The 13,651-nt window shown below is 39.0% G+C and carries 13 protein-coding genes and 3 riboswitches; all 13 genes read left to right on the plus strand.

Annotated features, from left to right (window positions below; genetic code table 11):
- Position 1 precedes the first annotated feature (1 nt).
- The 13 genes from opp1C to F606_RS0111760 all read left to right on the plus strand — a co-directional run bounded on the left by opp1C (position 2) and on the right by F606_RS0111760 (position 13,621).
- A complete protein-coding gene (gene opp1C, locus F606_RS0111700) occupies positions 2 to 847 on the plus strand; it encodes a nickel/cobalt ABC transporter permease (RefSeq protein ID WP_019554079.1) in 846 nt (281 codons plus the stop codon).
- Positions 844 to 1,662 carry an ABC transporter ATP-binding protein gene (locus F606_RS0111705; protein WP_019554080.1) on the plus strand — a complete coding sequence of 273 codons (819 nt, stop codon included), beginning with the start codon at positions 844 to 846 and terminating at the stop codon, positions 1,660 to 1,662. The genes opp1C and F606_RS0111705 overlap by 4 nt, the downstream gene beginning before the upstream one ends.
- Positions 1,656 to 2,420 (plus strand): ABC transporter ATP-binding protein, encoded by a 765-nt coding sequence (locus F606_RS0111710; protein WP_019554081.1) that lies wholly within the window; start codon positions 1,656 to 1,658, stop codon positions 2,418 to 2,420. The genes F606_RS0111705 and F606_RS0111710 overlap by 7 nt, the downstream gene beginning before the upstream one ends.
- A gap of 100 nt (positions 2,421 to 2,520) precedes the next feature.
- Complete coding sequence (locus tag F606_RS0111715) at positions 2,521 to 2,847, plus strand: metal-sensing transcriptional repressor (protein WP_019554082.1); 327 nt, start codon at positions 2,521 to 2,523, stop codon at positions 2,845 to 2,847.
- A 233-nt stretch (positions 2,848 to 3,080) separates the two neighbouring features.
- Positions 3,081 to 3,261, plus strand: a riboswitch (cobalamin riboswitch).
- Positions 3,262 to 3,683: 422 nt separating this feature from the next.
- Positions 3,684 to 4,718, plus strand: coding sequence for a sirohydrochlorin cobaltochelatase (locus tag F606_RS21055; RefSeq protein WP_019554083.1), 1,035 nt, complete (start codon positions 3,684 to 3,686; stop codon positions 4,716 to 4,718).
- A gap of 15 nt (positions 4,719 to 4,733) precedes the next feature.
- A riboswitch (cobalamin riboswitch) is annotated at positions 4,734 to 4,915 on the plus strand.
- Between the two features lie 180 nt (positions 4,916 to 5,095).
- Positions 5,096 to 6,121: an ABC transporter substrate-binding protein gene (locus tag F606_RS0111725; protein WP_019554084.1), complete on the plus strand. Its 1,026-nt coding sequence runs from the start codon at positions 5,096 to 5,098 to the stop codon at positions 6,119 to 6,121.
- A 74-nt stretch (positions 6,122 to 6,195) separates the two neighbouring features.
- Entirely contained in the window at positions 6,196 to 7,071 is an 876-nt protein-coding gene (locus F606_RS0111730; protein ID WP_019554085.1) for an ABC transporter ATP-binding protein, read from the plus strand.
- Positions 7,068 to 8,093 carry a FecCD family ABC transporter permease gene (locus F606_RS0111735; RefSeq protein ID WP_019554086.1) on the plus strand — a complete coding sequence of 342 codons (1,026 nt, stop codon included), beginning with the start codon at positions 7,068 to 7,070 and terminating at the stop codon, positions 8,091 to 8,093. The genes F606_RS0111730 and F606_RS0111735 overlap by 4 nt, the downstream gene beginning before the upstream one ends.
- Before the next feature lie 90 nt (positions 8,094 to 8,183).
- On the plus strand, positions 8,184 to 8,816 hold the full coding sequence (locus tag F606_RS0111740; protein ID WP_019554087.1) for a MotA/TolQ/ExbB proton channel family protein: 633 nt from the start codon (positions 8,184 to 8,186) through the stop codon (positions 8,814 to 8,816).
- On the plus strand, positions 8,803 to 9,216 hold the full coding sequence (locus F606_RS0111745) for an ExbD/TolR family protein (protein WP_019554088.1): 414 nt from the start codon (positions 8,803 to 8,805) through the stop codon (positions 9,214 to 9,216). The genes F606_RS0111740 and F606_RS0111745 overlap by 14 nt, the downstream gene beginning before the upstream one ends.
- Positions 9,216 to 10,013 carry an energy transducer TonB gene (locus F606_RS22335; protein ID WP_019554089.1) on the plus strand — a complete coding sequence of 266 codons (798 nt, stop codon included), beginning with the start codon at positions 9,216 to 9,218 and terminating at the stop codon, positions 10,011 to 10,013. The genes F606_RS0111745 and F606_RS22335 overlap by 1 nt, the downstream gene beginning before the upstream one ends.
- Before the next feature lie 107 nt (positions 10,014 to 10,120).
- On the plus strand, positions 10,121 to 12,121 hold the full coding sequence (locus F606_RS0111755) for a TonB-dependent receptor plug domain-containing protein (RefSeq protein ID WP_019554090.1): 2,001 nt from the start codon (positions 10,121 to 10,123) through the stop codon (positions 12,119 to 12,121).
- Between the two features lie 158 nt (positions 12,122 to 12,279).
- Positions 12,280 to 12,461: riboswitch (cobalamin riboswitch) on the plus strand.
- Positions 12,462 to 12,658: 197 nt separating this feature from the next.
- Positions 12,659 to 13,621: an L-lactate dehydrogenase gene (locus F606_RS0111760; RefSeq protein WP_019554091.1), complete on the plus strand. Its 963-nt coding sequence runs from the start codon at positions 12,659 to 12,661 to the stop codon at positions 13,619 to 13,621.
- Positions 13,622 to 13,651: the final 30 nt, after the last annotated feature.

Below are 13,651 nucleotides of genomic sequence, written 5' to 3' on the forward strand. Positions count from 1 at the left end.
TATGAATGTGTGGCAAAAGTTAAAGAAAGATAAAATGGCATTGCTATCATTAGGCATTATAGTTAGCATAGTATTCATTGGTATCTTTGCACCCTTTTTAGCACCCCATGATCCGCTGGCAGCAAATATAAAAATAAAGTTTGCAAAAGTCAGTTTATCATATCCGTTTGGGACTGATCAGTTAGGCCGTTGTATTTTATCTCGCTTAATATATGGTATTCAAACAACGGTATTTTTGTCAATTGTTACGATGCTTCTGACCATTACAATTGGTGTATTGCTTGGACTGATGGCCGGTTATTTGCGAGGAATTGTTGGTGAAGGAATTCTGCGCCTCTGTGATGTACTGCTTTCTTTTCCCAGTGAAATCATGATTTTAGCTATTGTTGGTATGCTTGGGCCTGGAATCGGAAATGTAGTAATGGCAAATGTAGCCTCTAAATGGGCCTGGTATACAAGGATGATTCGATCGCTTGTTCTCGAATATTCTGATGAAAATTATATTCGTTTTGCAAAAGTAGCAGGATATAGTAAGCGTTATATTCTTTGTAAACATTTATTTCCGACGATTTTGGGCAAAGTTTTGGTTCTTGCAACATTAGATACAGGCTGGGTTATTTTGAATATTTCAGCACTTTCTTTTCTTGGATTAGGAGTACAAGCTCCTACGCCTGAATGGGGTATGATGCTAAATGAGGCAAAAAATATTATGACAATTCGTCCTTCTTTGATGTTAGCACCAGGTCTTGCAATTTTAATTGTTGTTGCGGCCTGCAATTTTCTCGGTGATAGTCTGCGTGATGCACTTGACCCGAAGCATAACCAAATAAAAGGGATGAAGTTATGAATTTAATTGAAGCTTATAATCTTAGTATATCGAATAGCCTAACGGGTGAACTCATTGTGGAAAATCTTAGTTTCCATATAAAAAGGCACACTTGTCTTGGTATTGTTGGGGAAAGCGGTAGTGGTAAATCTATGAGTATGAAGGCGATTTTAGGCTTATTGCCATCTTCCCTTAAAACAACAGGCTGTGTTCGTTTTGGCGATATTGAAATGATTGCGGCAAAGCAAGAAACATTGCGTAAAATTCGCAGTAAACATATTTGTCTGATTTTACAAGATGCGATGACAGCGTTTGACCCACTTTCGACAATGGGGGAACAAATAATAGAAACCTTTTGCGAAAACATGAACTATACGTCATGTGAGGCGAAGAAAGTCACTCTAGAAGTTTTAAACAAAATGATGATTCATGATCCGCTTTTAATCATGCAAAGTTATCCGCATCAATTATCTGGAGGAATGTTACAACGCTGCATGATTGGGTTGGCAATGGCGTTAAAGCCAGAAATTATTATCGCGGATGAGCCCACAACAGGATTAGATTCGATTAATCAGCGAAATGTATTAGCTGAGTTTAAACGTTTGCGTGAAGAAGGCATGACTTTGATTTTTATTTCCCATGATCTTGGCGTAGTAAGGTATTTAGCAGATGATGTATTGGTTATGCGACATGGTCAGTGTATCGAATATGGTGAAGCAGTAAAGGTGTTTACTAACCCTGATCAGCCTTACAGCAAATATTTGGTTGATACTCGTAAAAGCTTGACGAAAGTCTTTGGAGAATTGATCAATAAAGGGGCAGCGACGTCATGTTAAAAGTAGAATCGGTGTATAAATCTTATAAAAAACAAAATTGTTCAATCTTTTCTAGTAAAAAACAGGAGATTTTACACGACATTTCATTTCAGCTTCAGTGTGGTGAATGTCTAGGTTTAATTGGCGAAAGTGGTAGTGGAAAAAGTACACTGAGTCGATTGATTTTGAATCTTGAAAGACCAGATTTTGGTAAAATTACAATGGAGGGACAGTTAATACAAAATTGGTTAGAAAGCCATCGTGGCGAAATGAGTGTTGTTTTTCAGGATTATACAACATCTATTAATCCTTTTTTCACAATTGAGGAGAGTATTGCTGAACCAATACGCAGGTGTAAATGCAAATATGACAAACAAGTTGTTGCTAAAATGGTTTTGCATTTACTAGAGAAAGTACAATTGTCCAGTCGACTGCTGATGCGTCATCCACATGAATTAAGTGGTGGGCAATTACAACGGGTATGTATAGCTAGAGCGATTGCCACACAACCTCGTTTTGTTGTATTTGATGAAGCTCTTAGTTCATTGGATGTATCGGCTCAAACGCAAACTTTATTGTTGCTTAAACAGTTGAAACAAGAAATGAATATGACTTATTTGTTTATTGCGCATGATTTACCAACAATTACAAGCCTTTGTAATAAATTGTTATTCTTATCTAAAGGTAAGATTGTTGAGAAAATTGAAGTGCAGAAGATTTCACAAGTCCAAACTCCCTATGCAAAAAAACTGCTTGCTTCTGTCCTGCCTTTTGATTAAGGCCAGGCTGGCAACATGTGATATAATAAAATGATTATTATGATACATTATGGTTTGTAATTCTATGCATTATTATTTTTAAATAGTAGAAGGTGTCTAAATGGAAAAACAGGAACATCAACATATAGGGGAAGATGGAACCGTTATTATACATACACATGCGCATACGCATACTCAGACAAAAGCTGTTTTAAATAGAATGTCTCGTTTAATCGGGCATATGGAATCTATAAAAAAAATGGTTGAAAATGGTCGTGACTGCAGTGAAGTTTTGATACAATTATCGGCAGTTAGTTCTGCTTTACATGGTGTAAGTAAAGTAATTTTAAAGGATCATATTGAACACTGTATTGTTGATGCGGTCAAAACAGACGATAGAGAAGTATTGGAAAATTTAAACAAGGCCATTGATCGGTTTATGAAATAAAAAAATAAGGAAAACAAAAACCTTCTTTGGTAGCAAGTGTTTAAATACATGAAACTGCTTGCGATGAAAGGTGAAATCAGATCATTTTTTAATTTTTGTTGTTTATTTACGCAAAAAACGTTAATATTTTTGCATATTATGTATAAAACTAATTGGAATTTTATTATTATACAATTCTTGACAATATAGAATGATAATGATAGTATAAATAGAGAAATTGATTTACCGATAATTTCATATCGATTGAATTGGGTGTCCGAAAGGACTTAATAGGGAAGTTGGAGAAATGCCAACGCGGTCCCGCCACTGTATTAGGGAGTGAATCCACAAAATGTCACTGAAGTAGAAACTTTGGGAAGACGTGGAGGAACAATGATCTAGAGCCAGGAGAACTGCCCAATTAACAGTCACCGTTAGACCCGCGAGCGATGGGAAGGGGATTTATAGGAATACAACATATTAAGCCTATGAGTCTCGACAATTGTCGAGATTTTTTTATGTTTGTGTTTTTATTTATGAAAAATAAAGACCTCTTTTTGTTTGCGCAAAAAGAGGTCTTTTTGTCAGCTTAATACTTGTCGAAAAGTTTTTCCTGTTTAGTAGCTTTTACAGGAGAATATTACTCATATATTTTATGCCTTGAAGTACTTACATGTTCCAATTTTTTTGGAACATGCCTTTTTCAAGAAGAGTTGCAGATGCAGCTTTCAGATATTTCGCAAATGTAATGGTTTAGACTATATGGAGGTGAACTGTATAACCAAGATAGCTTTATTTGATGTTACTAGAGCAATAACTTTAATAGCATGTATTTATTTATTTTAGGAGGAAAAATAATGAAACAAAATTGGAAAAAAGTGCTTATCACATCTCTGGCTTGTGCAGCTTTTGTGGGTGTGGGAATGACAACGAGTTATGCAAGTTATGGACTGAATCCAGAGGTTAAAGATGCAACACCAGCGTTAAAACAGGCAGCAGAAATTGGGGTTCGTGTTTTTGAAAATCCCGAAATGAAAAATTTAGCAAACAAAGATGCCATCGTTGTCATGAGCTTTGGTACAACATTTAAAGAATCGCGTAAGGCAACCATTGAAAAAACAGTTGCAGATATTCAAGCAGCACATCCTGATACGAAAGTGGTCTTAGCTTTTACTTCTCACATTATTGTTGATCGCATTCAGGCTAAAGAAGGTATTAAAATTCAAACACCAGAAGAAGCTTTAACTGCTTTAAAACAAGATGGTTATACTCGTGTAGCTCTTACGTCACTGGATCTGATTCCGGGAATGGAATATGCATATGATAGTGCAATTTTTGACTTATACAAAACAGAATTTAAAAAAATGACATTGGGAACATCTTTGATGTATTGGACCGGACAGGAAAAACAAAGAGATGATGTTACAGAATTCTTAAATGCATTCAAAACAGAATTTCCTAAAACAGGGAAAAAAGATGCTGTATTAATAATGCAGCATGGTACACCGCATCCAGGTAATGCGTATTATTCAGTTATACAGGCTCGCATTGATGAAATGGGAATGAATAATGTGCTGCTGTATACGGTCGAAGGCTGGCCAAGTTTAGAAACGATTATTCCAAAATTAAAAGCCAAAGGAATTAATCATGTTACATTGATTCCTGGTATGATGGTTGCCGGTGATCATGCGAATAATGACATGGCGGGTGCAGAACCAGATTCACATAAATCTATTTTAGAAAAAGAAGGCTTTAAAGTAGATACATATATTCATGGTGCAGGCGAAAATGAAAATGTTCGGAAGCTTTTCGTTGATCGTGCGAATGAATCATGGAATGCACTAGAAAATGAAACAGTTAAACCTGTAGTTCATCATATGCAGAAAAAATAAGAATTAAATTTTAAATTTAATAACATGGAAACAGGTGTCTGCAAAGACTTAATAGGGAAGTTTGGTGTAAAGCCAACGCGGTCCCGCCACTGTATTAGGGAGTGAATCCACAAAATGTCACTAAAGCACAAACTTTGGGAAGGCGTGGAGGAATGATGATCTAGAGCCAGGAGAACTGCCTGTTTAACAATCACCATTTGACCTGCGAGCGATAGGGATGGGGATTTTGCACGAAATATTTCTATTTATTTACGTATGAAAATCCTGACATAGTGTCAGGATTTTTTTATTTTATTCCTAGTATGAAGAAAACAGTAGGGCATTTTCCTCTAGTCGTGTAAAGAGCGTGTTGTTTCTATAAAATGGAGGAATGTCAAATGATCAAAAAAGTTAAGCAGAAATATGGAAGAATTCTATTTGTATTGTTTTTGTGTATGATTGCGGGCGGATGCCAAAGTTATAACTCGTCTATGATTGTAAGCAAAGAAGCTTTGGATACATCTTATGAAGTTGTGGATGCGCAGGGAACTGTCGTAAATTTAAAGGCAAAACCACAGCGAATTGTAACATTTTCAATTGGAACCGATGAAATTGTGTTGGGACTTGTACACCCCAAACGCATGGCGGCGATTAATGAAAATCTGGACGACCCTCAGTCTTCAAATGTTGTAAATCTTGCCAAACAAATACCACAAAAGATACCACGTAATCCGTCTGTTGAAGCAACGGCAGCTTTGCGACCTGATCTTGTGATTGTTCCAAACTGGATACCATTGGAAAATATAGCGGCCTTGCGCGATCTTGAAATTCCTGTACTTGTTTGTAAAACCCCAAAAGGAATCAAGGATGTACGCGCTTCCGTAAAACTTATTGCACAGGCAATCGGGGAACCGGAGCGTGGGGAAAATATTTTAGCACAAATGGATGCAAAGATTGTGGAGATTGAAGAAAAAGTAGCACGGGTTCCAAGCGAACAAAAAAACAAAAAAGCAGTACTCATATCCATTATGGCATCGTATGGTGGCAGTGGGTGTACGTTTGATGATATGTGTAAATATGCCGAAGCGGTTAATGGCAAGGCGCTTGCAGGCAATAAAAACGGGCAATCTATGAGTAAGGAACAGCTTGTAGCACTCAATCCCGATTTCTTGTTTTTGCCGTCATATCCGGGGGGATCTTCTCGTGAAGATGATTTTGGGCAGGAATATGTAAGAGATCCTTCCCTGCAAACGATGACGGCAGTGAGGGAAAAGCATCTTTGTCGGCCATGGGCCCGTTATATTTATAATGTATCTCAGAATATGGTATTTGGTATACAAGAGACGGCCTATGTTTTGTATGGCGATGATTTTAAGCAGCCGCATACATGCCATATTTCTGCGGTAGAAGAGGGCAGCCATTAAGTAAAGTGCCAAAATTTATAAGATAAAGGATTCATTTGCGAGAATAATAGCTGAAGATTGGTGGTTGAAAAAACATGGCTACAGAGGTGGTTGTAAAGGTTAAAGATATAAGTGCTGGGTATATGAAACAGCCTGTATTAGATAAGGTTTCTTTTGCTATTAATAAAGGTGAAATGGTTGGCTTGATTGGGCCGAATGGCACAGGCAAAAGCACCCTTTTAAAGACAATGAGGGGATTTTTGCCTGTGCTAACAGGTTTAGTGGAAATAAATGGACGAAAAGTACAGGAGCTTACTGCATATGATTTTGCCTGTCAGGTTGGCTATTTACAACAGTATGCAGAGATTGCTTTTGGTTATACGGCAAAAGAGATTGTTCTTGCAGGGCGCTATCCACATTTAAAATGGTGGCAGAAAGAAAGTGCAAAGGATTGGGAAATTGTTCGTGCTTGTATGGAATATACAGGTGTGTTGGATCTTGCCGATAAGACGATGCATGCGATCTCAGGCGGGCAGCGTCAACGTGTACTTTTGGCGAAGGTTCTCGCGCAGCAGACACCAATTCTTTTTCTTGATGAACCGACAACTGGACTGGATGTTTTTTATCAGGAAGAAATTTTTTGGTTTTGTCAAAATATGTGCCGGGCTGGTAAAACTGTGATAATGGTTGTACACGAATTGGCACTTGCTGCCCGATTTTGTTCTCGAATCATACTTGTGGGGAACGGCGGTGTGATCGCCAATGGTTCGGCTGATGAGGTTCTCACGGAGGAACATCTGAGTCAGGCCTATGGTGTGACCGTAAAAGTCGTCAAGAATCCGTTAACAGGCAATATTGAGGTGTTTACGGTTCATGCGGATAGAGATATTTCCATGGAAAGACTTTTATATAGAATTGATGCGGTGAATACAGTTATGAATGAATGCCAAAGCGAGGAGCAATTTAGATGAAAAAAATGACAGCTTTTTTTCCTCTCTTATTTGTGTGTTTCTTTATAATTTCTCTTATTTCATTATCCTGGGGGCAAATAGATATTCCGTTTGAAAATATTTTAGCAATGCTATGCCATGAATTGCATATTCCGCTTTTTGCAGATGTTCCCTTTACACCAGAACAGCAGGCAGTGCTGTATCATATTCGTATGCCGCGTACGCTTGTCGGCCTTCTGGTTGGGGCTGGACTGGGGGCATCCGGAGCGGTTATGCAGGGGATTTTTAGCAATCCACTGGCGGACCCAGGAATAATTGGCGTTTCGAGTGGGGCATCTGTTGGTGCCGTTATTGCAATTGCGTTAGGACTTACGGAGCTCAGCATGTTCTACATGCCGCTTTTTGCCTTTGCCGGCGCACTTTTAGCTGTGACACTTACGGTGTTTTTAGCAATGCGTCATGGACGTATACCAGTTATGACCTTACTTTTGTCTGGTGTTGTCGTTGGCATGCTGCTTGGGGCCATGACATCAGGGATATTGACAATGATGAATGAACAGAAAATGCAGCAGTATTTATTTTGGACAATTGGTGGCCTTGACTATAGACGATGGGAACATGTATTTTTGGCGGTGGGGCCTATCTGTGGTGGGATTGGTGTAATGCTTCTTATGGCACGTCACTTAAATATCCTTGTGCTTGGTGATGTGGAGGCCAAAGCTGTTGGCATGCCAGTGATGCCTTTTCGATTGTTTTTGCTGATTATAGCTTCACTAACAACAGCGACGGGGGTTTGTGTGAGTGGTAATATTGGCTTTGTCGGTCTTGTTGTGCCGCATATGATGCGTATGCTGGTTGGGCCGGATCATCGTCGTCTCCTGCCAGCGAGTATTATTGCCGGAGGTACATTTCTCGTGTTGTGTGATACGATCGGGCGGATTATAATGCCGCCAATTGAGATACGTGTAGGGGTCATGACAGCTGTTTTAGGAACACCGTATTTTCTCTACTTGTTGCGGCGAACAAGAAATCTGAGCCGTTGAGCAGATAAAATGAAACCAAAGAAAAACATTGACGAATACAATCATATAAGAGTTTAACAGGATCTATAGAGGAGAAGGAGTTTGGTAGAGATGGATTTTATAATGCAGGGCGTGGAATTCTTTCACAAGGGTGGATTTGTTATGTATATATTGCTGTTGTGTTCGATTTTTGTTGTAACAATCGCAGTAGAACGGAGTTTATATTTTCAAAAGGCTGACTCTGGACGAAAATTTTCACGAGAATTTTATTTGTTATTGGCGAATGGAAAGGTCGACGAAGCTAAAAATATGGCACATACAGCACCAGGTACTTTAGCAGGGATCTTGTACAGTACGATGATAAAAATGGAGAAAAATACACGGCATGTTTCTGCTTATATGGAAATACAGTCGGGTATTGCACTGTCAAAATTGCGTAGCCGACTTTACTATTTAAGTGTGATTGTAACGATGGCACCATTGCTCGGACTACTTGGAACGATTAGCGGGATGATTTCGGCTTTTAGCATATTTAATTTGGCGTCAGGACAGGCAATGGCGATTACGGGTGGTATTGGTGAAGCCCTTATTGCTACGGCAATGGGGTTGTGTGTAGCAATGATTTCATTAGCAGTACATGCGTATTTCATGCAGCGCATTGAACTTATTATAACGGATATGGAACAGTGCTTTTCTATGCTGGAAAATCAACAAGAGCAGGTGAAAGACTATGAGACTGCGTGATCGTCGCATCTTTATAAAGCCAGAAGTTATGATTATTCCGATGATTGATATTATGTTTTTTCTATTGGTATTTTTTATGTTGAGTACACTCTATATGGTGAATCTGAAGACCATTCCTGTTGATATGCCAAAAGCCGATCACGCGGAAATGCAGACGAGTGTAACGTATCTCGTTACAATGAAAAAAGATGGTTCACTGTGGCTCGAAGATAAAGAAATAGATGAAAAGACTTTACTTTTGCAAGCCAAAAACGAAAATAAAAAAAATCCGAAGTTTGCACTTGTGCTGCGGGCAGACCAACAACTTGACTATGGTAAAATTGTCGTTTTTCTTGATCATTTAAAGGCACAAGGAATCCTGCACTTTGGTTTGGCAGCAGATTCCGGGAGGCAAGAATAATGCAGGATAATTGTAAAAACGAGCGGATTGCCATAAGTGTATCGCTTTTACTTCATAGTATTGTGTTTATACTTATTGCTTCAACGGGTTTTTTTTTGTATGTAGGACAGCCGCAAAAGCAGGTGATGGATGTAGCAATCTATGATGCCGAAGAAAAAAGTGGATCATCAGGGAGCGGATCGCCGGAATCAGAGGTCTCTGGAATGGCCTCAAATTCGGAAATTGTAATGAACGCAGATACGAAGAAGCCATCTATTTCTGAATATTATACGGAAAAAGCACAAAAATCAGAACAGCAGGAAGAACAACAAAAGGAGAAAACAGAAAAGCAACAAAAAGGCAATTCTCAGGCAGTGTCCAGCCACAATGATGCAGGAAGTGGTTCTTCTGATAAGGCGAGTGGGCAAGGTATTGGAAAAGGTGAGGGTAACAAAACAGGGAATGGGAATAAGGGTACAGGAAATGAAAACGGATCAGGGAGCGGTACCGGAAATGGTGATGACAATGCAAACGCTTTGAGGCCCCAAATTCCACCACAGCTTATAAGGGCCACAGCGGTTTCCTATCCGAGAAATTTGCGTAGTGAAGGTATTGAAGGGCAGGTTGTGCTCAAAATGATTGTGGGTACAGATGGCAGCGTTGAGAGTGTGTCACTTATAGTTTCTTCGGGTTACGATGAGATGGATCATGCCGCTGAAGCGGCTGCGTATCAGTATCGTTTTTCACCGGCAGAAAATAGCGCTGGCGATCCGGTGCGTTGTGGGGTAAAACGTACATTTCAATTCAACTTGAATTGAAATGTATGTATGTGAAAGCGGAAAATACTAGAATGTGTGAATGTATTAACGAATGCGGCATTATATAAAAAAGAGTCTGCTGTATGAGGAAAGAGAGGGGTTTAAAGATGAAAAAGAAAAAATATTTGTGTATGGTCATTGCCTGTGCTTTGGCAGCGGGGGCAACGACCGGCTTTGCGGCAGAGGCACAACAAAAAATAACTGCAGAGCAAAAGACGAAGGATACGATTGATGAGTATGCACTCGATGAGGTTGTTGTTACGGCAACACGCAGTGAGAAAAAAGATACAGATGTTCCAGCGGCAACAATTGTAATTACCGCAAAACAGATTAAAGCGAGCGGAGCAAAAAATGCAGCGGAAGCACTTTCAAAGGTTAATGGTTTGGTGTATAAATCATTTGGACCAATGGCTGCATCAATGGGGTCTATGATCAATGAAATCAATATTCGCGGCAATGGGAATGGTACATTGGTACTTATTAATGGAAATCCGGTTTCATGGCGTGGCAAGTATAATATTGATGCAATTCCAGCGGAAAGCATTGAGCGTATCGAAATTGTCAAAGGTGGTGGTTCCGTACTTTATGGCAGTGATGCAATGGGGGGAACTGTGAATATCATTACAAAAAAAGGTGTGGCACTGAATCAGGTGAGCACCGGGTTTGGCAACTACGGTCAGCAAGCGTATAACATGAATGTTGGTGATGAGAACTTCAGTGTAAATTATAATCTTGATAAATGGCGCAAACTTGATGGAATTAGCGAAGCGGATGTGGATTCTGTAAAGTTTAATGGAAGTACACGCACCGATATAAAGGATATTGAAAAAGAAAATATCGGGTTTAACTGGAAAATTAATGATCATTGGGATGTACTGTATAACAATTACCAAACAAAAGCTACATATAATCGTTATGTTGATCGTGTAGATCATACAACTTCAGGTATTAGCAATGGTGATATGTTTAATGGCAGAACATATACAACAGATCAGCATGTTAGTCAGATTCATTTTCATGACGGTGATTGGAAAGCCAGTGGGTATTTTAATACAGGAACGGTCGAATCCTATGGTCCTACTTATATTAGCAGCACAGGAGCAAAGACGCCAAATGGGTGGTATAATACGCGTGAAAAAAATATAACCTATGGGATTGATGCGCAAAAGAGCTGGCGTATTGGTGATAAAGTCACCGCAATTTTTGGAATGGATTTGCAGCGTGAGAATTATCAGTATCTTTATACACCTCAAAACACCATGTATAAAGACTATTTCCGCAACAACTGGGGTATATTTGGTCAGTGGGAGCAAGCCTTTGATAAGAACAATACGGGTATATTCAGTGCCAGAGAAACATGGACATCCGCAGCAGCGGGTGATAATAATTACAATAATTTTAGTATGGCTGGGCAGTTCATTCACAAGCTGGACAAAAGTAATAGTGTGTACATGAGCATCGGTCAATCTTTTATTATGCCGACGTTTGCTCAAATGTATGGTGCCAGTGATACTGCAATTCCAAATCCAGGACTTAAACCGCAGACTGGCATAAATTACGAAATCGGCTGGAAGAAAAATGCCGATCGACATAACTGGAAGGCAGCCCTTTTCCATACCGATATCAAGGATAATATTTCCGCAATCTGGAATAAAAATAAGGCTGCATATACCTATTCAAATGAAGATTTTAAGAATACGGGTGTAGAACTTTCTTGTGATATCACAGGAGAAAAAGGTTTTTCCTATAACTGGGGTGTGACCTGGCAGGACCCACAGAGCAAAAGCACGAAAAAAGACTATTGGGATCGAATGTTCGGACGCTTACAGCTAACCGGTGGAGTTACCTATAAAAAAGAAAAATGGCTGTCATCTATTACAGGCTCTTACCTGAGTGGACGTGTACAGACGCCATCAAGTGAACATTCATTTGCGACAAAACCGTATTTTCTTACAACATTAAACACAACGTACAGCCCAAATGCAGCAAATGAGATAACACTTACAATTGATAACGTTTTGAATCGTGAAGACAATCTCTCGCATTCGAGTTCTACTTATTATAGTGCTCCCATTAACTATATGTTGAAATATACGTATAAATTTTAAAAAAATTTAAGAGGTCTTATAATATACATTGCAGACTAAGACACTATCATATAACGATCACATATGATAAAATTTTGCTTGTCAGAGTTGTTGACAAGCATTTAGTGAAGTGATAGGATAGATTTGAGTTATGAAACAATAAGTTCATAAATTAACAATTGAATAATGTTGAAACAGGTGTCCGAAAGGACTTAATAGGGAAGTTGGATAAAATGCCAACGCGGTCCCGCCACTGTATTAGGGAGTGAATCCACAAAATGTCACTGAAGCATAAGCTTTGGGAAGGCGTGGAGGAGCAATGATCTAGAGCCAGGAGAACTGCCTGTTTAGCAATCACCGTTAGACCCGCGAGCGATGGGAAGGGGATTTATAGAAATACTTATTTAAGTATCTATGAGTCTCGACAATTGTCGAGATTTTTTTAGTTAAGTGTTTTTGTTTATTGAAAAAAGACCTCTTTTTTGCGCATGTGAAAAAGAGGTCTTTTGTTTGTGGAAATAGCGATGAACTTAGTTTAAAATCGGAGGGGGAAATTTTATGGTAAATAAAGGCAAAATAGTGATTATTGGAACGAGTAATGTAGGGTCAGCAGTATTAAACAAATTAATGGATTTTCAATTGGCTTCAGAGATTGTCTTAATTGATTTAAATGAAGAAAAAGCAAAAGGCGAAGCGTTGGATGCCAGTCATTCGACATCTTGTATATATAGTACAAATATCAATATTCATGCTGGTTCATATGCCGAGTGTAAGGATGCGGGTATCATTATCATTACGGCTGGTCCAAGTATTCGTCAGGGAGAAGAACCGGATCGACTTCGCCTTGCTTATGTGAATACAAAAATAATGAGCAGTGTCATGACGGAAATCGTAAAATATACCAAAGATGCAATGCTGCTCATTATTACGAATCCATTGGATGTTGCCACCTATCATATATCAACAACCTTTGACTATCCTCGTGAAAAAATAATTGGAACAGGTACCTTATTGGAAACATTCCGATTTAGAAGGATTTTAGCGAATAAATATCATGTTGATACGAAAAATATTCATGGGTATGTGCTGGGTGAACATGGGAATTCTGCTTTTCCGGCTTGGAGTACAGTAGATGTTGCAGGTCTTGGGCTGGAACATTTGGATGAATATTTTCATCTTACCGAAAAGCTGGATCGCACAGCAGTGGAAAAGGAAATCGTTCAAGTCGCTTATGATGTAATTAATTGGAAAGGATTTACGAATACAGGGATTGCTATGGCAGCTTGCCGTTTTGTAAAAGCGATTATTTATGATGAACATACGATTTTACCTATGTCAGCTGTTTTAGAGGGCGAATATGGTATAAAGAATGTGGCACTTAGCATCCCACGTATGGTTTGTTCAACAGGCATTGTTCGTTCTTTTGAAATTCATTTGGCCAATACGGAACTACAGCTTTTACATGCTTCAGCGAAGAGTGTTCGTTTCGCTCTTGATAGCTGCACAAGTTTAGATTCGTAAAAGAAAAAAAGTTAAGTCAGAAAGGATTGT

This window comes from Propionispira raffinosivorans DSM 20765, assembly GCF_000381065.1.
GTDB lineage: Bacteria > Bacillota > Negativicutes > Selenomonadales > Selenomonadaceae > Propionispira > Propionispira raffinosivorans.

What these genes read in the sequence shown, in the direction of transcription:
- F606_RS0111760 (WP_019554091.1), top strand. Translation starts at nt 12,659, where the DNA reads ATGGTAAATAAAGGCAAAATAGTGATTATTGGAACGAGTAATGTAGGG.
- F606_RS0111705 (WP_019554080.1), top strand. Translation starts at nt 844, where the DNA reads ATGAATTTAATTGAAGCTTATAATCTTAGTATATCGAATAGCCTAACG.
- F606_RS0111710 (WP_019554081.1), top strand. Translation starts at nt 1,656, where the DNA reads ATGTTAAAAGTAGAATCGGTGTATAAATCTTATAAAAAACAAAATTGT.
- F606_RS0111745 (WP_019554088.1), top strand. Translation starts at nt 8,803, where the DNA reads ATGAGACTGCGTGATCGTCGCATCTTTATAAAGCCAGAAGTTATGATT.
- F606_RS0111725 (WP_019554084.1), top strand. Translation starts at nt 5,096, where the DNA reads ATGATCAAAAAAGTTAAGCAGAAATATGGAAGAATTCTATTTGTATTG.
- F606_RS0111740 (WP_019554087.1), top strand. Translation starts at nt 8,184, where the DNA reads ATGGATTTTATAATGCAGGGCGTGGAATTCTTTCACAAGGGTGGATTT.
- F606_RS0111730 (WP_019554085.1), top strand. Translation starts at nt 6,196, where the DNA reads ATGGCTACAGAGGTGGTTGTAAAGGTTAAAGATATAAGTGCTGGGTAT.
- F606_RS0111735 (WP_019554086.1), top strand. Translation starts at nt 7,068, where the DNA reads ATGAAAAAAATGACAGCTTTTTTTCCTCTCTTATTTGTGTGTTTCTTT.
- F606_RS22335 (WP_019554089.1), top strand. Translation starts at nt 9,216, where the DNA reads ATGCAGGATAATTGTAAAAACGAGCGGATTGCCATAAGTGTATCGCTT.
- opp1C (WP_019554079.1), top strand. Translation starts at nt 2, where the DNA reads ATGAATGTGTGGCAAAAGTTAAAGAAAGATAAAATGGCATTGCTATCA.
- F606_RS21055 (WP_019554083.1), top strand. Translation starts at nt 3,684, where the DNA reads ATGAAACAAAATTGGAAAAAAGTGCTTATCACATCTCTGGCTTGTGCA.
- F606_RS0111755 (WP_019554090.1), top strand. Translation starts at nt 10,121, where the DNA reads ATGAAAAAGAAAAAATATTTGTGTATGGTCATTGCCTGTGCTTTGGCA.
- F606_RS0111715 (WP_019554082.1), top strand. Translation starts at nt 2,521, where the DNA reads ATGGAAAAACAGGAACATCAACATATAGGGGAAGATGGAACCGTTATT.